This window comes from Paracoccus aeridis (genome assembly GCF_004923205.2).
Lineage (GTDB): Bacteria > Pseudomonadota > Alphaproteobacteria > Rhodobacterales > Rhodobacteraceae > Paracoccus > Paracoccus aeridis.
Genome location: NZ_SELD02000006.1, coordinates 91,830 through 115,924 on the forward strand (window position 1 = coordinate 91,830; position 24,095 = coordinate 115,924).

At 69.8% G+C, this 24,095-nt stretch carries 22 protein-coding genes and 1 pseudogene; 13 read left to right on the forward strand and 10 right to left on the reverse strand.

From position 1 onward, the window contains the following. Window positions 1-4: 4 nt before the first annotated feature. Window positions 5-1,576, reverse strand: a complete 1,572-nt coding sequence (locus tag ELI80_RS02885) for a Re/Si-specific NAD(P)(+) transhydrogenase subunit alpha (protein WP_136649635.1) — start codon at window positions 1,574-1,576, stop codon at window positions 5-7. Window positions 1,577-1,775: 199 nt separating this feature from the next. Then, entirely contained in the window at window positions 1,776-2,276 is a 501-nt protein-coding gene (locus tag ELI80_RS16150; RefSeq protein WP_201740534.1) for a hypothetical protein, read from the reverse strand. Window positions 2,277-2,438: 162 nt separating this feature from the next. Here ELI80_RS16150 and pepN point away from each other — a divergent pair, with 162 nt between their 5' ends. Together pepN and ELI80_RS02900 are read left to right on the forward strand one after the other, a co-directional pair. After that, window positions 2,439-5,009: an aminopeptidase N gene (gene pepN, locus ELI80_RS02895; RefSeq protein ID WP_136649491.1), complete on the forward strand. Its 2,571-nt coding sequence runs from the start codon at window positions 2,439-2,441 to the stop codon at window positions 5,007-5,009. A 116-nt stretch (window positions 5,010-5,125) separates the two neighbouring features. Next, entirely contained in the window at window positions 5,126-6,016 is an 891-nt protein-coding gene (locus tag ELI80_RS02900) for a 1-acyl-sn-glycerol-3-phosphate acyltransferase (protein ID WP_136649636.1), read from the forward strand. Window positions 6,017-6,078: 62 nt separating this feature from the next. Here ELI80_RS02900 and ELI80_RS02905 read toward each other — a convergent pair whose 3' ends face one another. From ELI80_RS02905 to obgE, 3 genes are all read right to left on the reverse strand, one after another. After that, on the reverse strand, window positions 6,079-6,897 hold the full coding sequence (locus tag ELI80_RS02905) for a formate/nitrite transporter family protein (protein ID WP_136649492.1): 819 nt from the start codon (window positions 6,895-6,897) through the stop codon (window positions 6,079-6,081). 80 nt (window positions 6,898-6,977) lie between these two features. Further along, window positions 6,978-8,171 carry a glutamate 5-kinase gene (gene proB / locus ELI80_RS02910; protein ID WP_136649493.1) on the reverse strand — a complete coding sequence of 398 codons (1,194 nt, stop codon included), beginning with the start codon at window positions 8,169-8,171 and terminating at the stop codon, window positions 6,978-6,980. Then, complete coding sequence (gene obgE, locus ELI80_RS02915) at window positions 8,159-9,190, reverse strand: GTPase ObgE (protein ID WP_136649494.1); 1,032 nt, start codon at window positions 9,188-9,190, stop codon at window positions 8,159-8,161. Before obgE ends, proB begins: the two co-directional genes overlap by 13 nt. Window positions 9,191-9,306: 116 nt before the next feature. On the opposite strand from obgE, the gene ELI80_RS16010 reads away from it, so the two are divergent. The 7 genes from ELI80_RS16010 to ELI80_RS02945 all read left to right on the forward strand — a co-directional run bounded on the left by ELI80_RS16010 (window position 9,307) and on the right by ELI80_RS02945 (window position 15,510). Next, the gene (locus ELI80_RS16010) at window positions 9,307-9,471 is read left to right on the forward strand and encodes a hypothetical protein (RefSeq protein WP_161596414.1); all 165 of its coding nucleotides are present in this window, start codon (window positions 9,307-9,309) and stop codon (window positions 9,469-9,471) included. Then, entirely contained in the window at window positions 9,471-10,613 is a 1,143-nt protein-coding gene (locus ELI80_RS02920; protein ID WP_236641296.1) for a hypothetical protein, read from the forward strand. Before ELI80_RS16010 ends, ELI80_RS02920 begins: the two co-directional genes overlap by 1 nt. A gap of 105 nt (window positions 10,614-10,718) precedes the next feature. After that, window positions 10,719-12,128, forward strand: a complete 1,410-nt coding sequence (locus ELI80_RS02925; RefSeq protein ID WP_136649495.1) for a protein adenylyltransferase SelO — start codon at window positions 10,719-10,721, stop codon at window positions 12,126-12,128. Between the two features lie 41 nt (window positions 12,129-12,169). Then, a complete protein-coding gene (locus ELI80_RS02930; RefSeq protein WP_136649496.1) occupies window positions 12,170-12,859 on the forward strand; it encodes an endonuclease/exonuclease/phosphatase family protein in 690 nt (229 codons plus the stop codon). A gap of 68 nt (window positions 12,860-12,927) precedes the next feature. Next, window positions 12,928-14,205: a phosphopyruvate hydratase gene (gene eno, locus ELI80_RS02935; protein WP_136649497.1), complete on the forward strand. Its 1,278-nt coding sequence runs from the start codon at window positions 12,928-12,930 to the stop codon at window positions 14,203-14,205. Window positions 14,206-14,227: 22 nt separating this feature from the next. Continuing rightward, window positions 14,228-14,788, forward strand: a complete 561-nt coding sequence (locus ELI80_RS02940; protein WP_136649498.1) for a nitroreductase family protein — start codon at window positions 14,228-14,230, stop codon at window positions 14,786-14,788. Then, window positions 14,785-15,510, forward strand: a complete 726-nt coding sequence (locus ELI80_RS02945; protein WP_136649499.1) for an EI24 domain-containing protein — start codon at window positions 14,785-14,787, stop codon at window positions 15,508-15,510. Before ELI80_RS02940 ends, ELI80_RS02945 begins: the two co-directional genes overlap by 4 nt. On the opposite strand, the gene ELI80_RS02950 is transcribed toward ELI80_RS02945, so the two are convergent. Next, window positions 15,491-15,760 carry a DUF1467 family protein gene (locus tag ELI80_RS02950; RefSeq protein WP_136649500.1) on the reverse strand — a complete coding sequence of 90 codons (270 nt, stop codon included), beginning with the start codon at window positions 15,758-15,760 and terminating at the stop codon, window positions 15,491-15,493. The two genes, ELI80_RS02945 and ELI80_RS02950, sit on opposite strands and share 20 nt — an antisense overlap. Continuing rightward, window positions 15,760-16,164: a methylmalonyl-CoA epimerase gene (gene mce / locus ELI80_RS02955; RefSeq protein WP_136649501.1), complete on the reverse strand. Its 405-nt coding sequence runs from the start codon at window positions 16,162-16,164 to the stop codon at window positions 15,760-15,762. The genes ELI80_RS02950 and mce overlap by 1 nt, the downstream gene beginning before the upstream one ends. Before the next feature lie 94 nt (window positions 16,165-16,258). Between mce and ELI80_RS02960 the strand changes: the two genes are divergently transcribed. After that, window positions 16,259-16,795, forward strand: coding sequence for a thioesterase family protein (locus ELI80_RS02960; RefSeq protein WP_136649502.1), 537 nt, complete (start codon window positions 16,259-16,261; stop codon window positions 16,793-16,795). Window positions 16,796-16,853: 58 nt separating this feature from the next. Here ELI80_RS02960 and ELI80_RS02965 read toward each other — a convergent pair whose 3' ends face one another. Then, window positions 16,854-17,339 carry an Hsp20 family protein gene (locus ELI80_RS02965; protein ID WP_136649503.1) on the reverse strand — a complete coding sequence of 162 codons (486 nt, stop codon included), beginning with the start codon at window positions 17,337-17,339 and terminating at the stop codon, window positions 16,854-16,856. 201 nt (window positions 17,340-17,540) lie between these two features. On the opposite strand from ELI80_RS02965, the gene ELI80_RS02970 reads away from it, so the two are divergent. After that, a complete protein-coding gene (locus ELI80_RS02970) occupies window positions 17,541-18,242 on the forward strand; it encodes a DUF599 domain-containing protein (RefSeq protein WP_136649504.1) in 702 nt (233 codons plus the stop codon). A 15-nt stretch (window positions 18,243-18,257) separates the two neighbouring features. On the opposite strand, the pseudogene folE2 reads toward ELI80_RS02970, so the two are convergent. Together folE2 and ELI80_RS02980 are read right to left on the reverse strand one after the other, a co-directional pair. Beyond that, window positions 18,258-19,262 (reverse strand): annotated as a pseudogene (gene folE2 / locus ELI80_RS02975) (GTP cyclohydrolase FolE2); the annotation flags it as partial. Window positions 19,263-19,298: 36 nt separating this feature from the next. Continuing rightward, window positions 19,299-20,462, reverse strand: coding sequence for an aminotransferase class I/II-fold pyridoxal phosphate-dependent enzyme (locus ELI80_RS02980; RefSeq protein WP_136649506.1), 1,164 nt, complete (start codon window positions 20,460-20,462; stop codon window positions 19,299-19,301). A 150-nt stretch (window positions 20,463-20,612) separates the two neighbouring features. Between ELI80_RS02980 and ELI80_RS02985 the strand changes: the two genes are divergently transcribed. Continuing rightward, entirely contained in the window at window positions 20,613-21,587 is a 975-nt protein-coding gene (locus ELI80_RS02985; protein ID WP_136649507.1) for a TerC family protein, read from the forward strand. Between the two features lie 85 nt (window positions 21,588-21,672). Beyond that, window positions 21,673-24,087: an ATP-dependent helicase gene (locus ELI80_RS02990; protein ID WP_136649508.1), complete on the forward strand. Its 2,415-nt coding sequence runs from the start codon at window positions 21,673-21,675 to the stop codon at window positions 24,085-24,087. The last annotated feature ends 8 nt before the right edge of the window (window positions 24,088-24,095 follow it).

The window sequence follows — 24,095 nt, forward strand, 5'->3', positions numbered from 1 at the left end:
CCCCTTACGACTTCTGGAACATGGCGAGCATCCGGCGCGTGACCAGGAAGCCCCCGAAGATGTTGACGGCGGTCATCAGCACCGCCAGCGCCGCCAGCAGCATGACCCAGGGCGAGCCCGAGCCGATCTGCATCAGCGCGCCCACGATCACGATGGACGAGATCGCGTTGGTGATCGCCATCAGCGGCGTGTGGAGCGAGTGGGCGACGTTCCAGATCACGGTAAAACCGATGAAGCACGCCAGCACGAAGACGATGAAGTGCGACAGGAACGACGCCGGCGCGACCAGCCCGATCAGCAACATCACCGCCGCGCCCGCGGCCAGCATGCCGACCTGCGACCGGGTCTGCTGGCGGAAGGCCGCGATCTCGGTCGCGCGGCGTTCCTCGGGCGTGAGCTCGCGGGCGCGCTCGCGCGGCTTGGCGGCGGCGATCGCCTGGACCTTGGGCGGCGGCGGCGGATAGGTGATGTCGCCGCCGTGGGTCACCGTCGCGCCGCGGATCACGTCGTCGTCCATGTTGTGGACGATCTCGCCGTTCTTGCCCGGCGTCAGGTCCGCGATCATGTGGCGGACGTTGTTGCCGTAAAGCTCGGACGACTGAGCGGCCATGCGCGACGGGAAGTCGGTGTAGCCGATGACGATCACGCCGTTGTCGGACACGATCCGCTGGTCCGGGACCGTCAGGTCGCAGTTGCCGCCGCGTTCGGCGGCAAGGTCCACCACCACGCTGCCGGGCTTCATCATCGCGACCATGTCGGCGGTCCACAGCTTCGGTGCCGGCCGGCCGGGGATCAGCGCCGTGGTGATGACGATGTCCATGTCGGGCGCGAGCTCGCGGAACTTCTCGAGCTGCTTGGCCGCGAACTCGGGGCTCGAAGGCTTGGCGTAGCCGCCCGTGGCCGATCCGTCCTGCGCGTCCTGGAAGTCGAGATAGACGAACTCGGCCCCCATCGACTCGATCTGCTCGGCGACCTCGGGACGCACGTCGAAGGCATGGACCTGCGCGCCGAGGCTGGTCGCCGCGCCGATGGCGGCAAGCCCCGCGACGCCCGCGCCCACGACCAGCACCTTGGCCGGCGGCACCTTGCCCGCGGCGGTCACCTGGCCCGTGAAGAAGCGACCGAAGTTGTTCGCGGCCTCGATCACCGCGCGATAGCCCGCGATGTTGGCCATGGACGACAGCGCGTCCATCTTCTGCGCGCGGCTGATCCGCGGCACCATGTCCATCGCCAGCACGTTCACGCCGCGGTCGCGGGCGCGGTCCAGCAGGTCGGTGTTCTGGCCGGGATAGAAGAACGAGATCAGCGTCTGCCCTGCCTGCAGGCGGTCAAGCTCGGCCGCGGCGGGCGGGCGCACCTTCACGACGATGTCCGCGGCGGCGATCAGCGCCTGGGCATCGGGCAGCACCGTGACGCCCGCGCGTTCGTATTGCGCATCCGAGAAGCCGGCCCCAAGCCCCGCCTGCGACTGCACGAGCACCTCGTGGCCGAGTTTCTGCAGGTGAGCGGCCGATGACGGCGTGACGGCGACCCGCGCCTCGCCCTCGGTCGTTTCCTTCAAAGCGCCAATCTTCACCGGCATTCTCCCATCCGCGACGTCGTTCGCTGTCTAGTCCGCGCAATATTGTTGCACAAGCAGCAGCCCTGCAAGCGACCTCGACAAGGGACGTGACCCGACTTCGACGGGATCAGGCGCAGACGCATGAAAAAACCGCAGCGCGGTGGCGCTGCGGTTCCTGTTTCCGTTGCTGCCCGGACGGGCAGCGGTCACGCCATCAGTTCGTGGCGGGGGCGACCGGAACGGTCGTGGTCGTGGTGTCCGTGCCGGTGGCCGGCGCGGTGCCGGTGGCAGGCGTCGTGCCCGCGGCCGGGGCCGTGTCGGTCGCGGCCGGGGTGTCGGTCGCGGTGGTGGTGGTGTCGGTCGCGGCCGGGGTGTCGGTCGTGGTGGTGGTGCCGGTCGCCGCGGGGGTGTCGACGACTGCGGGCGCGGTCGTCGTCGCCGTGTCGGTCGTCGTGGTATCGGTGGTGGTCGTGGTGGACGTGGTGGCCGGCTCAGTCACGACGACTTCGTCATTGCCCATGAACGTGGACAGCAGCCACCAGGCAAGCGCCAGTGCCAGCAGGATGCCGATGATCAGCGGCAGCGGCGAAGCTTTCTTCTCGACCGGCTCGACGTAGGTTTCGGTCACGACGGTGTTGCGGCCGCTCGGATCAACCGGGCGGTGCGGGTCGGTGGCATCTGTGCGACGCGGATCGTTCGGATCATAGTTGGCCATGACAGCTCTCCTCGAAAAGTATTTGCGATGTGCCTAAGGTTCACTTGCAGGCGCGAGGCAGGGATCAAGCCAGGCACCGGCTTGCGACCCGGCTATCCTGCGCTTAACACTTCCTCTGACCACAAGTTCCGCGTGTGAAACATTTTTTCCGGTATTGATGCAATGGCAAGAACCCGCCTACTGGCCGACTACCGGCCCTTCCCCTTCGCCCTGACCGAGACGCGGCTCCGCTTCGATCTGGCTCCCACGGCGACCCGGGTGAGGGCCGAGCTGGACTTCGCGCCCGCCGTGCCGGGGGCCGACCTGGTGCTGGACGGCGCGGGCCTTCGCACCCTTTCGCTCAGGATCGACGGGGTGGAACCGGACCCGGCGGCGATCACGATGGGCGACGAGACGCTGACGATCTCGGCGGGCGCCCTGCCCGGCGGCAGCTTCACCCTGTCGACCGAGGTCGAGATCGACCCTGAGCGGAATACCGCTCTCGAAGGCCTGTACCTGTCCGGCGGCATCTTCTGCACCCAGTGCGAGGCCGAGGGGTTCCGCCACATCACCTGGTACCCCGACCGTCCCGACGTGATGGCACCGTTCCGCGTCCAGATCCGCTCGGACCTGCCGGTCCTGCTGTCGAACGGCAACCCCGTCGCCGCCGAGCCGGGCCTCGCCGAATGGCACGACCCTTGGCCGAAGCCCGCCTACCTGTTCGCGCTGGTCGCGGGCGAGCTCGAGGCACTGTCCGACCGCTTCACCACCATGACCGGCCGCGACGTCGCGCTGAACGTCTGGGTCCGCCCCGGCGACCTGCCGCGCGCAGGCTTCGCGATGGAGGCGTTGAAGAAGTCGATGCTGTGGGACGAGCGGGTCTATGGCCGCGAATACGATCTGGACGTGTTCAACATCGTCGCGGTGGACGACTTCAACATGGGCGCGATGGAGAACAAGGGGCTGAACATCTTCAACTCCAAGCTGGTCCTCGCCTCGCCCGACACGGCGACCGACACCGACTACGAGCGGATCGAGGCGGTGATCGCGCATGAGTATTTCCACAACTGGACCGGCAACCGGATCACGTGCCGAGACTGGTTCCAGCTGTGCCTGAAGGAAGGTCTCACCGTCTTCCGCGACCAGCAGTTCACGTCCGACATGCGCTCGGCCGCGGTCAAGCGGATCGAGGACGTTGTAACGCTTCGCGCGCGGCAGTTCCGCGAGGATGCGGGGCCGCTCGCACATCCGCCGCGCCCCGACCACTACGAGGAAATCAACAACTTCTACACCGCGACTGTCTATGAAAAAGGCGCCGAGGTGATCGGGATGCTGAAGCGCCTCGTGGGCGACGGCAACTACCGCGCGGCGCTGGATCTCTATTTCGACCGCCACGACGGGCAGGCTTGCACGATCGAGGACTGGCTGAAGGTGTTCGAGGACGCGACCGGGCGCGACCTGACGCAGTTCGCCCGCTGGTACACCGACGCGGGCACGCCCGAGGTGACGCTGGTTGAGGCGTGGGACGAAGACGAGGCCGGCGGCACGCTGACGCTGAGCCTGTCGCAGACGACGAAGCCGACGCCGGGCCAGCCCGACAAGCCGCCCCGCGTGATCCCGGTCGCCGTGGGCCTCATCGGCCGGAACGGCGGCGAACAGCGCCCGACCGAGCTGCTGGAGCTGACCGGCCCGACGCAGGGCTGGCGGTTCGAGGGGCTGGGCAGCCGTCCCGTGGTCTCGGCGCTGCGCGGGTTCTCGGCCCCCGTCGTGCTGCGGCACGACCTGGACGAGGCCGGGCGCGCCACGCTTCTGGCCCACGACACCGATCCCTTCGCCCGCTGGGAAGCGGGGCGCGGCCTCGCCATCGACGCGCTGATCGCGCGCGTTGGCGGCGACACGGATGCGGGCGCCGCCTACGTGCGCGCGATCGGCAGCTTCCTCGACGGCGCCGCCGCAGACCCCGCCTTCGCCGCGCTGGTCCTGCGCCTGCCGCCCGAGGACGAGATCGCGACGCTCCTCCACGACCGCGGCATCGTGCCCGATCCCGACGCGATCCACGCCGCGCGCGAAAGTCTCGCCCGCGACCTGGCCCGCGCGCACGAGGGGACGCTGGCGGCGCTTTTCGACGCGATGGAGGTGCCCGGCCCCTACTCGCCCGACGCAGAGCCTTCGGGGCGGCGCGCGCTCCGGCTCGAGGCGCTGTCGCTGCTGACCCGGCTCGACGGCGGCGCGCGCGCCCGTGCGCTGTGGGACGGCGCCCGCAACATGACCGAGCGCATGGGCGCCCTCGCCTCGCTCGTCAGGGTCGGACAGGCGGACGATGCGTTGCGGGGGATGGAAACGGAGTTCGGCGCGAACCGTCTCGTCATGGACAAGTTCTTCGCGGTCCAGCCGATGGCGGCCGCGCCCGGGCGCGCGGTGGAGATCGCGAGGACCCTCGCCGGGCGGCCCGATTTCGACTGGCGCAACCCCAACCGCTTCCGCGCGCTGATCGGCGGCCTGTCGGCCAACCACGCCGCCTTCCACGCGGCGGACGGGTCGGGCTACGACTTCGTCGCCGACTGGCTGACGCGGCTCGACCCGGTCAACCCGCAGACCACCGCCCGCATGGCGTCCGCGTTCGAAACGTGGACCCGCTATGACGCGGGTCGGCGGAAACACGCCCGCGCGGCGCTGGAACGGATCGCGTCCCTGCCGCGGCTGTCCCGCAACACCGCGGAAATGCTCACCCGTCTCCTTGCGGCGGGTGGCTGAGGTCGCTTGCAGGCGCGCGTGGGGGCGGCGATAATCGACGGACGATGATGAACCGACCGCCACACGAACGTCTCTCGCCGTTCGGCCAGCCCGCCCGGCTGACCGCGAGGGACGAGATGGAGCAGCGCATCGATCCCCTGATCGAGGAGCGCGCGCCGTGGCTGTTTTCGGGCAAGCCGCATCACCGGCTGGCCAAGGCCGCGATGATGCGGCTGCTGCGCTACCCGCGCACGATGGAGCTTGCGACCGAGTTCCGCGATCTTCCCACCGAGGAGATCATGCGCCGCATCTCGGCCCTGATCGTGCGCGACCTGCGGATCGACGGGCTCGAGAACATCCCCGCGACCGGGCCTGCGCTGATCGTGTCGAATCATCCGACCGGGATCGCGGACGGGATCGTCCTGCACGCGGTCGTCTCGGCCGTGCGCGACGACCTGTTCATCTATGCCAACCACGACATGGTCCGCGTGCTGCCCCAGACCGAGGAGCTGATCGCCCCGGTCGAATGGCGGGTGGAAAAGCGCAGCCACGCCAAGACCAAGGCGACGATGGACTACACCCGCTCCGCCCTGGGCCAGGGCCGGATCGGGCTGATCTTCCCGTCGGGGCGGCTGGCCAAGCGCCACGGGCTTACCCTGCACGAGCGGCCCTGGATGGCGAGCGCGGTGATGATCGCGCGCAAGTTCGACGCCCCCGTGATCCCGCTGCGGATCCGGGCGCGCAACTCGGCGCTGTTCTACCTGCTGGATGCAGTCCACCCGACGCTGCGCGACGTGACGCTGTTCAACGAGGTGCTGAACAAGGCGGGGCACACCTACAAGATCACGGTGGGCAAGCCGATCGACGCGGGCAGCCTGCCGAAATCGTCCGAGGACGGGATCGCGCAGCTGCGCCGCGCCGTGCTGGACCTGCCCCCGCCCGGACCCGGCGCCGCGCACATGTCGCACCTGCGCGAGGCGCGCCAGCGCCGCCGCGCCCACCTTCGCAGGATCCCCGAGAAAAGCTGAAGGCCGCGCCGCGACCTGCGACGCCGCCGGTCAGGCCCGGTTGCCGGTCAGTCCGGTCGCGGTCAATCCCGGTCGTAGCTGAACCAGGAGCCAAGCGCGATCAGCCCGCCGCCCACGATGTTCCCCAACGTCGACCACAGCAGGTTGAGCAGGAACCCCCCGATCCCCAGCGAGGGATCGGCCGTCGCGGCAGGGTCGGTCCACAGCACCGCAAGACCCGCCGGGATCAGGGACATGTTCGCGACCGAATGCTCGAACCCCGCCGCGACGAATGTCGCGATGGGTGGCACCAGCGCGAGGATCCTGCCCTGCACGCTGCGCGCGGCAAACGTCATCCAGACGGCGAGGCACACGAGCATGTTGGCGAGGATGCCCGACGTGAACGTTGCCCACGCGCCCTTCGCCGTCTTGTCGCCGGCAACCTCCAGCGCCGCGCCGGCAAGAAGCCCGTCTCCCGCCTCGTGCCCGCCGGCGGCGAAGAACAGCGCCACCACGAAGATCGAGCCGGCGAGGTTGCCGAGCCACGCCAGCGCCCACGCGCCCAGGATGTCCGACAGGGCGCTTTCGCCGCTGTAGCGGCGCACCAGCATCAGCGTGTTGCCGGTGAACAGTTCCGCCCCGGCCACCACCACCAGCACGAGGCCGAGCGAGAAGGCCAGGCCCGAGGCGAACTGCAGGACCCCGAACGGCACCGCGGCGTCGGGAACCGCCTTCACGACCAGGAACGCGATCGAGCCGAAGCCGATGAAGATTCCCGCGAGAAACCCAAGGGTGAGGATCTTCGCCGGACCGAGCTCCAGCTTCTCGCCATAGGTCTCGCGCGCCTTGGCGGGCAGGTCCGAGGGCGCATGGTCATCGACCTTGATCTGTTCGTCGCTCATCCGCGCCCCTTTCCCGCTTCCCGCATCGGAACGGCTGCTGGCGGCGTCGGTTCCCCTTGCTGTCGTGCCGTGATGCCCGTTCAGCGCCCCACGGCCATGTCGTCGCGGTGGACCAGCGCCGCGCGCGGATCATAGCCCAGAACCGCCCCGATCTCGTCGCTGCGGAGCCCCGCGATGCGGCGCGAGTCCGCGGCGTCGTAACGCGCGATCCCCTGCGCCAGCGTCGTGCCGTCCTCGTCGAGGATCAGCACCGGATCGCCGCGGCCGAAACTGCCCGCGACCGACCGGACGCCGGCCGGCAGCAGCGAACGCCCGTCGGCCAGGGCACGCGCGGCGCCTGCATCGACGACCAGCTCGCCCCGGGGCTTCATCGCGGCGATCCAGCGCTTGCGCGCGGCCTGCGGATCGCCCTCAGGCAGGAACCACGTCACCCGCGCGCCGCCCGCGACCGCCGACAGCGGCCGCAGCACCGAGCCTTCGGCAATCGCCATCGCGCAGCCGCCCGCGACGGCGGTGCGCGCGGCCATCAGCTTGGTCTTCATGCCGCCCTTGCTGAGCCCGCTGACCGGATTGCCGCCCATCGCCTCGATCTCGGGCGTGATGTGGTCGACCAGCGCGATGTGGCGTGCATCCGGGTCGGTCTTGGGGTTCGCCGTGTAAAGCCCGTCCACGTCCGACAGCAGCAGCAGCTGGTCCGCCCCACAGGTGACGGCGATCTGCGCGGCCAGCCGGTCGTTGTCGCCGAAGCGGATCTCGTCTGTGGCGACGGTGTCGTTCTCGTTCACGATCGGGACCACGCCAAGGGCGAGCAGCGTCTCCATCGTGGCGCGGCTGTTGAGATAGCGGCGGCGGTTCTGCGAATCCTCCAGCGTGACCAGCACCTGGCCCGTGGTGACGCCGTGCGGGGCGAGCATCTCCTCGTAGGCGCGGGCCAGGCGGATCTGGCCCACGGCCGCAGCAGCCTGCGCCTGTTCCAGGGTCAAGGGACCGGGGCGCAGGTCAAGGACACGCCGCCCCAGGGCGATGGACCCCGACGACACCACGATCACGTCCGCGCCGCGGCGGCGCCAGTCGGCCACGTCGTCGCAGAGCGCGTGCAGCCATCCGGTCCGCAGCCCGCCCCCGTCCACCAGCAGCGCGCTGCCGATCTTGATGACAAGACGCCGCGCGCGGGCGATGTCCGGAACGCGGCCGCCCGCCCCGGTCGCCCCGGCGTTCAGGGGCCCGGCGTTCAGGGCCCCGCCGTCAACGTTTCCGGCGCTCAGGGTTGCCATGTCCCGCTGTCCTCGGGGGCCGCCGCCTGCCGGGTCGGCTCGATCCGCGTCCACAGCGCCCGCAGCACGTCCGTCACGCCCTCGCGCGACACGCCCGACATCGCCATGACGGGGCCGCCGATCTCGGCTTCAAGCGCGGCGCGGCGTTCCGCGGCGGTGTCCTCGTCCAGCGCGTCGATCTTGTTCAGGACCGTGATGCGGTGCTTTTCGGCGAGGATCGGGGAATAGGCCTCGAGCTCCGCCAGGATCGTGCGGGCATCCGCCGCCACGTCCTCGGAGGTGCCGTCGACGAGGTGCAACAGCACGTTGGACCGCTCGACATGGCCCAGGAACTGGTCGCCGAGGCCCCTGCCCTCCGACGCCCCCTCGATCAGGCCCGGGATGTCGGCCATGACGAACTCGTGCCCGTCCACGCCCACGACGCCCAGGTTGGGAACCAGCGTGGTGAAGGGATAGTCGGCGATCTTGGGCCGCGCGTTCGACACCGCCGCAAGGAAGGTGGACTTGCCCGCGTTCGGCAGACCCACCAGCCCCGCATCCGCGATCAGCTTGAGCCGCAGCCAGATCGTGCGCTCGATCCCCTCCTGCCCCGGGTTGGCGCGGCGCGGCGCGCGGTTGGTCGAGGTCTTGAAGTGCAGGTTCCCGAAGCCGCCGTTGCCGCCCTTGGCAAGCAGGACGCGCTGGCCCGCATGGGTCAGGTCGGCGATCACGGTTTCCTGGTCCTCGTCGAGGATCTCGGTCCCCGCCGGCACTTTCAGCACGATGTCGTCGCCCGAGGCGCCGGTCCGCTGCGCGCCCATCCCGTGCTGGCCGGACTTCGCGAAGAAGTGCTGCTGGTAGCGGAAATCGATCAGCGTGTTCAGCCCGTCCACCGCCTCGGCCCAGACATCGCCGCCGCGTCCGCCGTCGCCACCGTCGGGACCGCCGTACTCGATGAACTTCTCGCGCCGGAACGACACGCAGCCGGCGCCGCCGCCGCCCGAGCGGATGTAGACCTTGGCGAGGTCGAGAAACTTCATGGCGGTCCTCTGTCAAGCAAGGGACATGGGTAATACGCGGGGTTGCCGGGCGCAACCGTGTCGATCATGGGCCGCGCAGCTGCGCGGATCCCGTCCCGCCCCGCGTTAGCTTTTGATTGTGCGCAGAAAAACCGGAACTGGCGGCGACCGGGGACGTTGGACGCCTGAAGGCCGCCACCACCGTCGGCCCAGCAAAGGGGACTCTCATGAATTCGATCATCTATCTCGTCGGCCTGGTCGTGGTCGTCCTGTTCATCCTGTCGCTCCTGGGCCTGCGCTGATGCAACGCAACTCCACCTCGGGCAGCAGCCTTCCAGGCTCGGCGGGCGCGCCGCAACCGGGCGACAGCGACCGCGGCTATGTCGACTGGGGCGCCATCCTTGCGGGTGCGGCGATCGCCGCCGGCACCTCGATCGTGCTGACCACCTTCGCGGCGGCGCTGGGGCTGGGGGCGATCTCGCCCGACCCGGACGGGAACATGATCAGCGGCTGGGGACTGGCGCTCACGGCGCTGTTCACGGCCATCTCGATGGTCGCCATCTACATGCTCGGCGGGTACATCGCGGGGCGGCTGCGCAAGCGCGTGGATGCGTCCAGCCGTGACGAGGTCACGGCGCGGGACGGGATCCACGGGCTGGTGGTCTGGGCGCTCGGCATGATCCTGACGGGCTGGATCGCGGCCAGCGCCATCGGCACCGGCGCGCAGGCGGTGGGTTCCGCGGCGGGCACCGCCGTGAACGCGGCAGGCTCGGCCATCGGCGGCATCGCGCAGGGCGCGGGCCAGCTGGCCGGCGGCGTGGTTTCGGGTGCGGGCCAGCTTGCGGGCGGGGCGGTGTCCGGCCTGGGCCAGGCCGCCGGCGGCGCCGCGGCGGGCGCGGCCGCGGACGGCACGCTGGCCGACGCGCTGCCCGAGGGGCTGGCGTCGAACCCGCTCGACTACCTGACCGACGGGCTGCTGCGGCAGGATGCGCCCGGCGCGGGCTATTCCGAAGCGGCACTTCGCCGCGAGGTGAGCGGCATCCTCATGTCGCTGATCCGCACCGGCGAGATCAGCGAGCGGGACCGGCAGTACCTCGTCCAGGCCGCGGCGGCCCGCACCGGGCTGTCCGAGGCCGAGGTGAACGCCCGCGTGGACGCGGCCGTCACCCAGGCCCAGGAAATCCGGGCCGAGGCCGAGCGCACGCTCGAGAACGCGCGCCAGCAGGCCGAGACGCTGCGCCAGGAAGCCGAGACCACCGCGCAGCAGGCGGCCCAGGCCGCGATCGACGCCGCCGAAAAGGCGCGCCAGGCCGCGATCCTGTCGGCCTTCCTGCTGGCCGCCTCGTCGCTGATCGCCGGTGCCGCCGCCTATATCGGCGCGGTCCGGGGCGGTCGCCACCGCGACGAAAGCAAGCTGTGGGGCGGGCTGCGCTACCACCGCTGAGACGGTCATTGAAACAGACGGCCCGCCAGCGACGGCGGGCCGTTTTCTTGTCTGCGCCTTCTGCCGGCCCTTACAAACCGGACGGGCCAGACCCAGATAAGGCAGATGACAGCACCTCGTTTCGACAACAGCTACACGCGCCTTGGACCCGGCTTCTATTCGCGGACCGCGCCGACGCCGGTCGGAAACCCGGGCCTCGTCGCGGTGAACGACGACCTGGCCCGGCGTCTGGGGCTCGATCCCGACTGGCTGCGCGGTCCCGCCGGTGCGGCGATGCTGGCCGGCAACCTGATGCCGCCGGGGGCCGACCCGATCGCGCAGGCCTATGCCGGGCACCAGTTCGGCGGCCTCTCGCCGCAACTCGGGGACGGCCGCGCGGTGCTTCTGGGCGAGGTCGTGGCCCCCGACGGCGCCCGCTTCGACATACAGCTGAAGGGCTCCGGCCCTACCCCGTTCTCCCGCCGGGGCGACGGGCGCGCGTGGCTCGGCCCGGTGCTGCGCGAATACCTCGTCAGCGAATTCATGTTCGCGGCAGGCGTCCCCACGACCCGCGCCCTCGCCGCCGCCACGACCGGCGAGACCGTGATCCGCGAAACCGCGCTGCCCGGTGCGGTGCTGACCCGCGTCGCGTCGAGCCATATCCGCGTCGGCACGTTCGAGTTCTTCGCCATCCGCGGCGACATCGAGCGGCTGCAGGCGCTGGCGGACCACGTCATCGCCCGCCACTACCCCGACGCGGGCGACGCCATGGGCATGCTGCGCGGCGTGGTGTCGCGGCAGGCCGACACGGTCGCGGCGTGGATGGCGCTGGGGTTCGTCCACGGCGTGATGAACACCGACAACATGGCCGTGTCGGGCGAGACGATCGACTACGGCCCCTGCGCCTTCATGGATGCCTACCACCCCGACACGGTGTTCTCGTCGATTGACCGGGGCGGGCGCTACGCCTGGTCCGAACAGCCGCGCGTCGCGGTCTGGAACCTCGCGCAGCTTGCAAGCTGCCTGATCCCGATCATGGGCGAGGAACAGCACGCGGTGGAAGAGGCGACGCGCGTCGTCCACGGCTTCCCCGCGCTTTACCAGGCGGCCTGGCTGAAGCGGTTCGGCGCCAAGCTCGGCCTTGCCGATCCCGCGCCCGGGGATCGCGCGCTGGTCGAACGCCTTCTCGACATCATGGCCGCGCAGCAGGCCGACTTCACCCGCGTCTTCCGCGGCCTCGCCGACGGCAGCGCTCAGGCGGAGTTCGCCGACCCCGCCCCCTTCGCCGCGTGGCGCAGCGACTGGGACGCGCGCAGGCCCGATCTCGACCTCGCCGCCCGCGCCAACCCGGTCCGGATCCCGCGCAACCACCGCATCCAACAGGTGATCGACGCGGGCGTCGGCGGCGATTTCCAGCCCTTCCACCGGCTGAACCGCGCCCTCGCCGCACCGTTTGACGCCGACCCCGATTGGGACGATCTTTGCCTGTCCCCTCAGGCCGGGGAAGAGGTCCGGGTCACGTTCTGCGGCACCTGACTTCTGTCGCAGCGCACGAACCGGGCACGAAGAACGACGGCATGAAGTTCAGACTGGCAAGCTACAACCTGCACAAGTGCCGCGGCATGACCGGCCCCCACGCGCCCGAGCGGAACCTTGCCGTGATCGCCGACCTGAAAGCCGACGTGGTGGCCCTGCAGGAAGTCGACTTCCGCTTTGGCGCCCGGCCGGAAGCTCTTCCCCGCGCGCTGATCGAGGACATGACCGGCCTTGTCCCCGCGCCGCATCTGGGCACCTCCAGCCTGTCGCTGGGCTGGCACGGGCAGACGCTCCTGCTGCGTCCCGACCTTGCCGCCAGCGCCCGGCTGCGCCGCCTGCCCCTGCCGGGGATCGAGCCGCGCGGCGCGCTGGCGCTGATGCTGCCCGACGTGACCGTGGTCGCGATCCATCTCGGGCTGGCCCGGTCGTCGCGCCGCCAGCAGCTTGCCCGGCTGGTCGCGAAGGCCGCCCGGATCGGGTCCGAGGCGCTGGTGCTGACGGGCGACTTCAACGAATGGCGCGATGATCGCGGGCTGGAATCACTTCAGCCGCTGGACGTGATCGCGCCCGGTCCAAGCTGGCCCGCGCCCTTCCCGCAACTGCGCTACGACCGGATCGCGATCTCGCCCCGGCTGCGGGTGCTGCAGACCGGCGTTCTGGACACGCCGCTGGCCCGGCGCGCGTCCGACCACCTGCCGATCTGGGCCGACCTCGAACCTTTCGCCGGTTAGCGCCACCAAGCTTCCCCCGCCCGGACGCGGCGGCTAAGACACAGGCGAACCCTTTCAGGAGCGCGCCCATGACCGCCATCATCGACATCTTCGCCCGCGAAATCCTCGACAGCCGCGGCAACCCGACCGTCGAGGTCGATGTCACGCTCGAGGACGGCACCATGGGCCGCGCGGCGGTGCCGTCGGGCGCATCGACCGGCGCGCACGAGGCGGTCGAGAAGCGCGACGGCGACAAGGGGCGCTACCTCGGCAAGGGCGTGCTGGAAGCGGTCGCCGCGGTCAACGGCGAGCTGGCCGAGAACCTGGTGGGCGAGGACGCGACCGAGCAGCTGGCGATCGACCGCATGATGATCGAGCTGGACGGCACCCCCAACAAGTCCCGCCTGGGCGCGAACGCGATCCTCGGCGTCTCGCTGGCGGTCGCCAAGGCGGCGGCCGAGGCGACGGCGCAGCCGCTCTACCGCTACGTCGGCGGCACCGGCGCCCGCGTCCTGCCGGTTCCGATGATGAACATCATCAACGGCGGCGAGCATGCCGACAACCCGATCGACATCCAGGAATTCATGATCATGCCTGTCGCCGCGGAAAGCATCCGCGACGCCGTCCGCATGGGCTCCGAGGTGTTCCACACGCTGAAGAAGGAGCTGTCGTCCGCCGGCCTCGCGACCGGCGTCGGCGACGAGGGCGGGTTCGCGCCCAACCTCTCGTCCACCCGCGACGCGCTCGACTTCATCCTGCGGGCGATCGAGAAGGCGGGCTACAAGCCGGGCGACGACATCATGCTGGCGCTCGACTGCGCCGCGACGGAATACTTCAAGAACGGCAAGTACGAGATTTCAGGCGAGGGGCTGTCGCTCAGCGCCGCCGAGAACGTCGACTACCTCGCCGCGCTCTGCGCCGACTATCCGATCCTGTCGATCGAGGATGGCTGCTCGGAAGACGACTGGGAGGGCTGGAAGCTGCTGACGGACCGCCTGGGCGGATTGGTGCAACTGGTCGGCGACGACCTGTTCGTCACCAACCCCGAGCGGCTGCGCGAGGGGATCGCGCGCGGCTGCGGCAACAGCCTGCTGGTGAAGGTCAACCAGATCGGCACCCTGTCCGAGGCGCTCGACGCCGTCCGCATGGCCGATCGCGCCGGCTTCACCAGCGTCATGTCGCATCGCTCGGGCGAGACCGAGGACGCGACCATCGCCGATCTTGCGGTGGCCACGAACTGCGGCCAGATCAAGACCGGCAGCCTGGCCCGGTCGGACCGGCTGGCCAAGTACAACCAGCTGATCCGGATCGAGGAGATGCTGGGGGAAACCGCCGAATACGCCGGCCGCTCGATCCTGCGCGGCTGATCCTGGAACGACCGGAGGCGACATGACCGAGACGCTGGATTTCCTTCGCCGCAGGCGGTCCCACCCGCCCAGGACGTTGCGGGGTCCGGCACCGTCGCGGTCGGAGCTGGCCGAGCTTCTGACCATCGCGGCCCGGGTGCCCGACCACGGAAAACTGGTCCCGTGGCGTTTCGTCGTGCTGGAACGCGCGACGCTGGACCGGCTCGCCCCCGTGCTGGGCGACTACGTGGCCGCGTGCGGCGGGGACGAGGCGGCGGTGGCCAAGGCGCGCGACGCCTTCGGCTCGCCGGTGATCGTCGCCGTCGTGTCCTCGCCGCAGGCGGGACACAAGGTTCCCGAGTGGGAGCAGTTCCTGTCCGCGGGCGCCGTCTGCCTGTCGCTCCTGAACGCGGCGCTCGCGTCGGGCTGGGGCGCGTCGTGGCTTTCGGGACGGGCGAGCGACGCGGACTTCGCGCAGGCGCATCTGGGCCTCGGCCCGAATGAACGCGTGGCGGGCTTCATCCACATCGGCACCCGCGGCGGCAGCGACATTCCCGACCGGCCGCGCCCCGACGTGGCGGCGATCACCAGCTTCCTGCCATGACGGGACTTGCTGCCCTGCCGCTCGCGCTGGCGCGCGGTTTCACCGACCTGCTGCGGCCCCGCATCTTCGGCGTCGTCATGCTGGGCGTCGCGCTGACGATCCTGCTGTTCGTGGCGCTGCAGGCCGCGATCTTCTGGGCCATCGCCGCGTTCGGCCCCGACCTGCTCACCCTGCCATGGATCGGCGCGGTCGAGATCGGCCCGGCGCTGTCATGGGGATCGCTCGCGCTGTTCCCGGTGCTCGGCTTCTTCCTGATGACCCCGGTCGCGGCCGGGTTCGCGGGGCTGTTTTCCGAACAGGTGTCGGCGCGGGTCGAGCAGGCGCACTACCCCGACCGGCGCGGCCGGTCCACCGACTTCCTCGACGGCCTGCTGGAATCGCTTGCCGTGGTCGCGGCCGCGCTGGGGATCGCGGTCGCGCTGCTGATCCTGTCGCCGTTCCTCGGACCGCTGGCGCCTGTGGCGTTCTACCTCGCAAACGGCTGGCTGCTGGGGCGCGAGTTCTTCGCCATGGTCGCGCGCCGCCATGTCGGCCCCGACCACGCCGACGAACTGCGCCGGCGCGAGCGGGTCGCGGTCGTGGCGCTCGGCGTCGCGATCGCCGCGCTGCTGACGGTCCCGGTGGTGAACGTCGTCGTGCCGGTGCTGGCGGCCGCGTCCTTCACCCACCTCTTCCACCTGGTCACGCGGCGCGACGGCCGGATCAGACCCCCAGCGGGTTGAACGACGTCATGTCGGCGCGGGTCACGATGTCCGCCAGGATGACCCACGCGATCACCGCGAAGATCGCCGTCGACAGCAGCGTGGCCCAGATCGCCTTGCGGGCCAGTCTCGCCTCGGACGGGGCCCCGGCGTGGGTGCCCGGCACGATGCTGCCTTCGTCTTCCTGGCTGCGATGCCCGATAGGCAGCATCAGGAACAGGCACAGGAACCACAGCGTGGCGTAAAGGACGATTGCGCCGGTGATGGACATCAGACCTGCTCCAGTTCGACAAGGCAGCCGTCGAAGTCCTTGGGGTGCAGGAACAGCACCGGCTTGCCGTGGGCGCCGATCCTGGGCGTGCCGTCGCCCAGTACCCGCGCGCCGTCTGCCCGCAGCTTGTCGCGGGCGGCGAGAATGTCTTCGACCTCGTAGCACAGGTGGTGGATGCCGCCCGAGGGGTTCTTGTCCAGGAAGCCGCGCACCGGGCTGTCGTCCCCGAGCGGGTGCAGAAGCTCGATCTTGGTGTTCGGCAGTTCGATGAAGACGACCGTGACGCCGTGGTCCGGTTCGTCCTGCGGATCGCGCACGACCGCGCCCAGCGTGTCGCGATAGCGCGCAGCTGCCGCCTGAAGATCCGGCACGGCGATGGCGACGTGGTTGAGACGGCCGATCATGGCATGGCTTCCCTTTGCAGTCGGGGGTTTCTACGCTGCCCGGGGTCGTTGCGAAACCCCCGACCGCGGCACCGATGATGGATGGGAGGCACGAATGACAGGCGACGCGACCAACCCTGCCTTCGCCCCGGCCCGGATCGCGGCCCAGATCGCGGCCCCGATCCTCACCCCCGAGCAGGTGGTCCGCGATAACTGGACCGACTACAACGGCCATCTCAACATGGCCTATTACCACGTCCTGTTCGACCATGCGGTGGACACCGCCCTGAACGGGCTGGGCGTGGGGCCGGACCAGACCGCGACCGGCAGCATGTCGGTGTTCACGGCGGAAGCGCATATCCACTACCTGCGCGAACTGAACGCGGGCGACAGGGTCCGGATATCGCTGCAGGTGCTCGCCGTCGACGCCAAGCGCCTGCACTACGTGCAGACGATGGCGCATGCCGGTGCCGGCTTCGTGGCCGCGGTCACCGAGAACCTGGTCCTCAGCGTGGACCTGTCCACGCGGCGGGTGGCGCCGTGGGAGCCGCCGGTCCTCGCGCGGCTGCAGGCGGTCGCGGCGGCCCACGCGGCGCTGCCCGTGCCGCCCCAGGTGGGCCGGGTGATCGGGCTGAAACGGCAGCCGGCATGAAGAAGGGCGCAGCGCCCCAACGGCGCTGCGCCCCGAAGATCCGGTCCCGAGGGGCGGATCAGTTGGCCAGTTGCTCGACCTGCCGGGCGTCATCAGGCTGCGCGTCGACCGTGCGGGCGGCCGTGCGCGAGATCGCGATCTTGCGCGGCTTCAGCGCCTCGGGGACTTCGCGCAGCAGTTCGATGTGCAGCATCCCGTCGACGTGGCTCGCGCCCTCGACGCGGACGTGGTCGGCCAGCGCGAACTTGCGTTCGAACGCGCGGGTCGCGATGCCGCGGTGCAGGTAGGTATGCTGCCCGTCATCCTCGGCCTTGCGGGCCGACACGATCACGGCGCCGTCCTTCATCTCGACGTTGAGATCGTCGGCCGAGAAGCCGGCCACCGCGATCGAGATCCGGTACGCGTTCTCGCCCGTCTTCTCGATGTTGTAGGGCGGATAGGTCGGCGCGGCGATGTCGGCCGAAAGGGCCCGGTCCATCAGGTCGGCCATCCGGTCGAAGCCGACCGAGGCGCGATAGAGCGGGGCAAGATCCATGTTACGCATGTTCGCATCCTTCATAAGCGATGTGAGTTGCCGCCCCCCGGTCATCCGGGCGGGCCACATGCCGGCGCGTCACGCCATCCGGCACACCACGAATCTAGAACCCGCGCGGCGCCGTTCAAGGGCCGTGAACGCCGCCCGCACGCATCCGGGACGCATCCGGGAACGCTGGCCCGCGCCGCGGCGTGCGGCTAGTCTGCGGCCATGGAACTGCTGAACAACCTGCCCCTGACCCTTACGGTCGCCGACGTCGCGGCGCTCGTGCTGCTGCTTGCCGCCTGGTTCGGGATCGGGCAGCTGATCGAGCATCCGCCGCGCGGCCGCCCGTCCGTGTCGCACCTGATGAAGCGCTACCGGCACGACTGGATGGCAGAGCTCGTCACCCGCGACAGCCGCATCTTCGACGGCAACACGCTGGTGGGCCTGCGCGAGGGTACGGCGTTCTACGCCTCGGCCTGCATGATCGCGCTGGGGGGCGGGCTGGCGCTGATCGGCAACACCGAGCCGCTTAGCGGACTCGCGCGCGAACTGGACGCGAGCGAGATCCCGACGCTGCTTCTCAAGCTCAAGATCCTGCTGATCCTCGGCTTCGTGGCCAACGCGCTGCTGAAGTTCATCTGGTCGTACCGCCTGTTCGGCTACTGCGCGATCATGATGGCGGCGGTCCCGAACGATCCCGCGGCCCCGAACGCGCTGCGGCGCGCCCGCGCCGCGGCCGAGGTCAACATCAACGCCGCCCGCAACTTCAACGCCGGGCTGCGCGCGGTCTACTTTGCACTTGGCGCGGCGGGCTGGATGCTGGGGCCGCTGGGGCTGCTCGCGGGAACGGTGCTGGTCGTGACGACGAACCTGCGGCGCGAATTCGCGTCCGCGTCGCGACGGGCGATCATCGACGACGTGCCCTGAGCGGGGACCGCCGGGTCAGGCGCGCAGCCCCGCGAAGGTCGCGGGATCGAGGCTTACCTGCTCGAACGTCGGGCCTTCGGTCAGCAGGCTGACCGCATCGTGCGAGTGCAGCGATTCCTGGTGGCTCGCGATGACGCGGAAGTCGCCGATCCGGGGGTCTGCCTCCAGCTCGCGGGCGAAGGCGCGCACCGCATCCTCGACGAAGATGGGGTTCGCGGCGTTCAGTTCCGCGAACGCCTGCTCGTCCTCGCGCTTGACCATCACCTGCGTTTCGGTGGCAACGGCCCGGCGGCAGAGCGCGACCATGTCCTCGAACCACAGCTTGTCGTGGCCGTTCATCACGACCGAGATCCGGGCGATCGACCGCTGCGAATGGGGCGTCGCCAGCTGGCCGCGGCTTTCGCGCGCGTGCTCGCTCAGTTCCAGCGAGCAGGGGCAGGTCGAGGAATAGACATAGTCGAAATGCATCACCCGCAGCCGCTCGCCGCCCTGGTCGATCAGTTCCATCGCGACGTCGTAGTACTGCCAGCCTTCAAGCCCCGACCGCAGCGACCCCACCCGCATCGGGTAGCTGAGCCGCATCTGCAGCCGGGCGTCGAAGGCGTCGAGGTGGTCCTTGTAGTCGCTGACCGCCGCCGCCAGCACCCCAAGCGAGAACTGCTGTTCGGCGTGGGCGTAGAACGAGCGCATGATCCGTGACATGTTGATGCCCTTGCGCCCCGCGTCGAGGCTCACGGTGCCGGTCACGCTGGTTTCCAGCACGATCTCTCCGCCATCCTTGCGGCGGTAGCGGATCGGCAGGCGGAAGTTCGAGATGCCGACATGCTGGATCAGCCGCCGCGCGCCGACGATCAGGCTCGCGGGGCCGTTCTGCAGGTCGGGCAGGGTCGCGCGGTACTGGTCGTCCACCGTGAAGTCGGACGGGTAGCTGCGGTTCAGCGCCGGATAGACCGGGTTCAAGGGGCGGTTCTGGGTCATGCGGGGCTCCTGCCCGAAAGTCGCGGCCGCGGCGGATATGGGAAGCGGCGGCCGCGTTTGAAAGCGGCCCCGCGGCCCTCAGCCGATCGCCTGCATCAGGTCGGCCAGGATGTCGCCCGCGTCCTCCAGCCCGATCGACAGGCGCACCATGCCCTCGGTGATCCCCGACGCCGCCCGCGTCTCGGGCGACAGGCGCTGGTGGGTGGTGGTGGCCGGATGGGTCACGATCGACTTCGCGTCGCCGAGGTTGTTCGAGATGCTGATGAGCCGCAGGCGGTTCAGGAACGCGAAGGCCGCGTCCTTCGACCCGAGGTCCAGCGCGATCATCGTGCCGCCCGTCCCCATCTGCCGCATCGCCAGGTCATAATGCGGATGCCCCGGCAGCCCCGGATAGATCACCCGAACCCCTGCCCCGTCGAGGCCCGATGCGACCCGCATCGCGCTGTCGGCCATCGCGCGCACGCGCAGGTCCATCGTCGTCAGGCCGTTCAGCATGATCCAGGCGTTGAAGGGGCTGATCGCGCCGCCGGTGTGCTTGAGATACGGCTCCGCCACCTCGCGCACGAACTGCCGCGTGCCGCAGATGACGCCGCCGAGGCAGCGCCCGCCCCCGTCGACGTGCTTGGTGGTGGAGTAGATGATGACGTCCGCGCCCTGCGCGGCCGCGCGGGAAAAGACGGGCGTGGCGAACACGTTGTCGATCACGACTACCGCGCCCGCCGCGTGGGCGATCCGGGCGATGCCGGCGATGTCCATGACCTCGAGCACCGGGTTCGACACGCTTTCGAAGAACACGGCGCGGGTGCCGGGCGTCACCGCCGCGTCCCATTCCGCCAGCTTCGTGCCGTCCACCAGCGTCACGTCCACCCCGAAGCGGGCGAGGATGTCGAGCACATACAGGCACGACCCGAACAGCTGCCGCGCCGCGATCACCCGGTCCCCCGGCTTGACCAGCGCCATCAGCGCCCCGTTCACGGCGGCCATGCCCGAGGCGGTCGCGAAGGCGTCCTCGGTCCCTTCCAGCGACGCCATCCGGTCCTCGAACATGCGGCTGGTGGGGTTGCCGTAGCGGGCGTAGATGAACTCGTCGGGGCCGGATTGCTGGAACCGTCCCTCGGCCTGTTCGGCGCTGTCGTAGGCGAAGCCCTGCGTCAGGAACAATGCTTCGGCCATCTCGCCGTACTGGCTGCGACGGGTGCCGGCGTGGACGGCGCGGGTGCGGGGATGAAGGCTGCTCGACATGGAAATCCCGTAACGCCGCGCACGCAAAAGCGCAACTTTGTCTTGAACTGCCGGTTGATCGCGCTAGGTGGGAGCACGGCCGGGCCCCTCTGGCGATCCTCGCGGATCGTGATGTCGGTCGCTTCTTCGTGACCACCCAGAGGAAAAGACATGGATCTTTCATCACTCATCATGGGTCAGCCCGCGTGGATGTGGCTGACCTTCCTTGCCGTCGTCGTCGTGCTGCTGGTCCTCGATCTCGGCGTGCTGAACCGGGGCGACCAGGAGATCGGCGTGCGCAAGTCGCTGATGCTGTCGCTGTTCTACATCACGATCGGCGTGGCCTTCGGCGGCTTCGTCTGGCTGCAGCTCGGCCAGCAGCCCGCGCTGGAATACTGGACCGGCTTCGTGGTCGAGAAATCGCTCGCCATGGACAACGTGTTCGTGATGGCCACGATCTTCGGCTTCTTCGCCGTGCCGCGTCACCTGCAGCACCGGGTGCTGTTCTGGGGCATTCTCGGCGTCATCGTGCTGCGCGCGATCATGATCGGGTTCGGCGCGACGCTGGTCCAGCGCTACGAATGGGTGCTGCTGGTGTTCGCCGCGTTCCTGATCTTCACCGGGGTGCGGATGCTGATGTCGGGCCACGAGGAAGACGCCGACCCCAGCGAAAGCAGGATGCTGAACTGGCTCACGCGCCACATGCGGGTGACGAACGGCTTCGTGGGCAACCGCTTCTTCGTCCGCCAGCCGGGGCCGTCGGGCCGGACGCTGCTGTATGCGACCCCGCTGTTCGTGGCGCTGGTCGCGATCGAGTTCGCCGACCTGGTCTTCGCCGTCGATTCGGTGCCCGCCATCTTCGCGATCACGACCGACCCCTATCTGGTCTACACCTCGAACATCTTCGCGATCCTCGGCCTGCGGGCGCTCTATTTCGCGCTGGCCGCGATCCTGCACCGCTTCGTCTACCTGAAGCCCGCGCTCGCGATCCTGCTGATCTTCATCGGCGGCAAGGTGATCGTCGCGGACCTGCTGGGGATCGAAAAGGTGCCGCCGTCGATCTCGCTCGGCGTGACCTTCGTGATCCTGGCGGCAGGCGTCGCCTGGTCGCTGATCAAGACCCGCGGGGACAAGCCCGCCCACTGACCGGCGGCAGCAACGGCTCGCTATCCGCGAACGTAACAGGAACGCGGCCTTCCCACGGAAGGCCGCGTTGTCTATGCTGGGACCCATGAGCCAGTTCGACGACTTTGACGCCTTCGAGGCCGCGGCCGCCGCCCCCGCCCGCATCCCCCTGTCGCAGCGCGCGATGGGCGCGGCCGCGGGGCAGCCCACGCCCTATCTCGACGGCCTGAACCCCGCGCAGCGGCAGGCGGTCGAGACGCTGGACGGCCCGGTCCTGCTGCTCGCGGGCGCGGGCACCGGCAAGACCCGCGCGCTGACGACGCGGATCGCCCACCTTCTGACGCAGGGCCGCGCGACGCCGGGCCGCATTCTCGCCGTGACCTTCACCAACAAGGCCGCGCGCGAGATGAAGGACCGCGTGGCCCGCCTGCTGGGCGAGACGGTCGAGGGGATGCCGTGGCTCGGCACGTTCCATTCCATCAGCGTCAAGATCCTGCGCCGCCATGCGGAACTGGTCGGCGCGGGCGACCTGCACCTGAAGCCCGGCTTCACGATCCTCGACACGGACGACCAGCTCCGCCTGCTGAAGCAGCTGATCGCGGCCGAGAACATCGACGAGAAGCGCTGGCCCGCGCGGATGCTGGCGGGGCTGATCGACGGCTGGAAGAACCGCGCGCTCACGCCTTCGCGCGTGCCGGCGGGCGAATCGCAGGCCTATGACGGCCGCGGCGCGGCGCTCTACGAACAATACCAGCGGCGTCTGCTGGAGCTGAACGCGGCCGACTTCGGCGACCTGCTGCTGCATTGCGTGACGATCTTCCAGGCGCACCCGGATGTGCTGGCGCAGTGGCAGGACCGCTTCCGCTACATCCTCGTGGACGAATACCAGGATACGAACGTCGCGCAGTACCTGTGGCTGCGCCTGCTGGCGCAGGCGCACCGAAACATCTGCTGCGTGGGCGACGACGACCAGTCGATCTACGGCTGGCGCGGGGCCGAGGTCGGCAACATCCTGCGGTTCGAACAGGACTTCCCCGGCGCGCAGGTGATCCGGCTGGAACAGAACTACCGCTCCACCCCCCACATCCTCGCCGCGGCCTCGGGGCTGATCGCCGCGAACAAGGGCCGGCTCGGCAAGACGCTGTGGACCGAAGCGCAGGGTGGGGAGAAGGTGCGCCTGATCGGCCACTGGGACAGCGAGGCCGAGGCGCGCTGGATCGGGGAGGAGATCGAGGCGTTCCACGGGGGCCACCGCCATTCCGTCGGCAAGCGCAGCCTCAACGACATCGCGATCCTCGTCCGCGCCACCCACCAGATGCGCGCCTTCGAGGACCGCTTTCTCACCATTGGCCTGCCTTACCGCGTGATCGGCGGCCCCCGCTTCTACGAGCGGCAGGAAATCCGGGACGCGATGGCGTATTTCCGCCTCGCCGTCTCGCCGACCGACGACCTCGCCTTCGAGCGGATCGTGAACGTCCCCAAGCGCGGGGTGGGGGAGAAGGCGATCCAGACCATCCAGCGCGAGGCGCGGGCCGAGGGCCTGTCGCTGATCGAGGGCGCGGCGTCGGTCGTCGCAAGCGGCGCGCTCGGCGGCAAGGGCGGCGCCAACCTGCGCGCCTTCACCGCCCAGATGGGCCGCTGGCACGCCGACGCGCTCGACACGACCGTGAACCACGTCGAACTGGCCGAGAAGATGCTGGATGAATCCGGCTACACGGCGATGTGGCAGAACGACAAGTCGCCCGACGCGCCCGGGCGGCTGGAGAACCTCAAGGAACTGGTGAAGGCGCTCGAGGGGTTCGAGAACCTGCAGGGCTTTCTGGACCACGTGGCGCTGGTCATGGACGCGGCCGAGGGCGAGCAGGCCGAGGAGGTGTCGATCATGACGCTTCACGCCGCGAAGGGGATGGAATACCCCATCGTGTTCCTGCCGGGGTGGGAGGACGGGCTGTTCCCGTCCCAGCGCAGCATGGACGAATCCGGCCTGAAGGGGCTCGAGGAGGAACGGCGCCTCGCCTATGTCGGGATCACCCGCGCCGAGGAGCTGGCGACGATCACCTTTGCCGGCAACCGGCGGATGTACGGCCAGTGGCAGTCCTCGCTGCCCTCGCGCTTCATCGACGAGCTGCCCGAGGATCATGTTGAGGTCCTGACCCCGCCGGGGCTCTACGGCGGCGGCTTCGGGGCGGCAGCGCAGTCCTTCGGCCAGCCGTTCGCGCCCTCGATGATGCACGAACGGGCGGCAAGCGCAGACGTGTACAATTCGCCGGGGTGGAAGCGGATGCAGGAACGCGCGGGCGCGCGGCCCGCCCCGGTCCACCGCACGCCCGTCGTCATCGACGCCGAACCTGCGGCGCGGTTTTCCGTGGGCGACCGAGTCTTCCACCAGAAGTTCGGCACCGGCACCATCATGGGCATCGCCGAGGACACGCTGACGGTGGAGTTCCCGGCAGGGTTCAAGAACGTCAAGGCGTCCTACGTCCAGCCCGCCGCGGCTTCCGCCGACGACGTGCCGTTCTGACGCCGCCG

Excerpts from the sequence above, each read along its gene's own strand:
- ELI80_RS02920 (WP_236641296.1), top strand. The coding sequence starts at position 9,471 with ATGCAACGCAACTCCACCTCGGGCAGCAGCCTTCCAGGCTCGGCGGGC.
- ELI80_RS02980 (WP_136649506.1), bottom strand. The coding sequence starts at position 20,462 with ATGTCGAGCAGCCTTCATCCCCGCACCCGCGCCGTCCACGCCGGCACC.
- mce (WP_136649501.1), bottom strand. The coding sequence starts at position 16,164 with ATGATCGGCCGTCTCAACCACGTCGCCATCGCCGTGCCGGATCTTCAG.
- ELI80_RS02960 (WP_136649502.1), top strand. The coding sequence starts at position 16,259 with ATGACAGGCGACGCGACCAACCCTGCCTTCGCCCCGGCCCGGATCGCG.
- proB (WP_136649493.1), bottom strand. The coding sequence starts at position 8,171 with ATGGCAACCCTGAGCGCCGGAAACGTTGACGGCGGGGCCCTGAACGCC.
- ELI80_RS02945 (WP_136649499.1), top strand. The coding sequence starts at position 14,785 with ATGACGGGACTTGCTGCCCTGCCGCTCGCGCTGGCGCGCGGTTTCACC.
- ELI80_RS02970 (WP_136649504.1), top strand. The coding sequence starts at position 17,541 with ATGGAACTGCTGAACAACCTGCCCCTGACCCTTACGGTCGCCGACGTC.
- ELI80_RS02925 (WP_136649495.1), top strand. The coding sequence starts at position 10,719 with ATGACAGCACCTCGTTTCGACAACAGCTACACGCGCCTTGGACCCGGC.
- eno (WP_136649497.1), top strand. The coding sequence starts at position 12,928 with ATGACCGCCATCATCGACATCTTCGCCCGCGAAATCCTCGACAGCCGC.
- ELI80_RS02900 (WP_136649636.1), top strand. The coding sequence starts at position 5,126 with ATGGAGCAGCGCATCGATCCCCTGATCGAGGAGCGCGCGCCGTGGCTG.
- ELI80_RS02965 (WP_136649503.1), bottom strand. The coding sequence starts at position 17,339 with ATGCGTAACATGGATCTTGCCCCGCTCTATCGCGCCTCGGTCGGCTTC.
- ELI80_RS02940 (WP_136649498.1), top strand. The coding sequence starts at position 14,228 with ATGACCGAGACGCTGGATTTCCTTCGCCGCAGGCGGTCCCACCCGCCC.
- pepN (WP_136649491.1), top strand. The coding sequence starts at position 2,439 with ATGGCAAGAACCCGCCTACTGGCCGACTACCGGCCCTTCCCCTTCGCC.
- ELI80_RS02990 (WP_136649508.1), top strand. The coding sequence starts at position 21,673 with ATGAGCCAGTTCGACGACTTTGACGCCTTCGAGGCCGCGGCCGCCGCC.
- obgE (WP_136649494.1), bottom strand. The coding sequence starts at position 9,190 with ATGAAGTTTCTCGACCTCGCCAAGGTCTACATCCGCTCGGGCGGCGGC.
- ELI80_RS02985 (WP_136649507.1), top strand. The coding sequence starts at position 20,613 with ATGGATCTTTCATCACTCATCATGGGTCAGCCCGCGTGGATGTGGCTG.
- ELI80_RS16150 (WP_201740534.1), bottom strand. The coding sequence starts at position 2,276 with ATGGCCAACTATGATCCGAACGATCCGCGTCGCACAGATGCCACCGAC.
- ELI80_RS02930 (WP_136649496.1), top strand. The coding sequence starts at position 12,170 with ATGAAGTTCAGACTGGCAAGCTACAACCTGCACAAGTGCCGCGGCATG.
- ELI80_RS02905 (WP_136649492.1), bottom strand. The coding sequence starts at position 6,897 with ATGAGCGACGAACAGATCAAGGTCGATGACCATGCGCCCTCGGACCTG.
- ELI80_RS02950 (WP_136649500.1), bottom strand. The coding sequence starts at position 15,760 with ATGTCCATCACCGGCGCAATCGTCCTTTACGCCACGCTGTGGTTCCTG.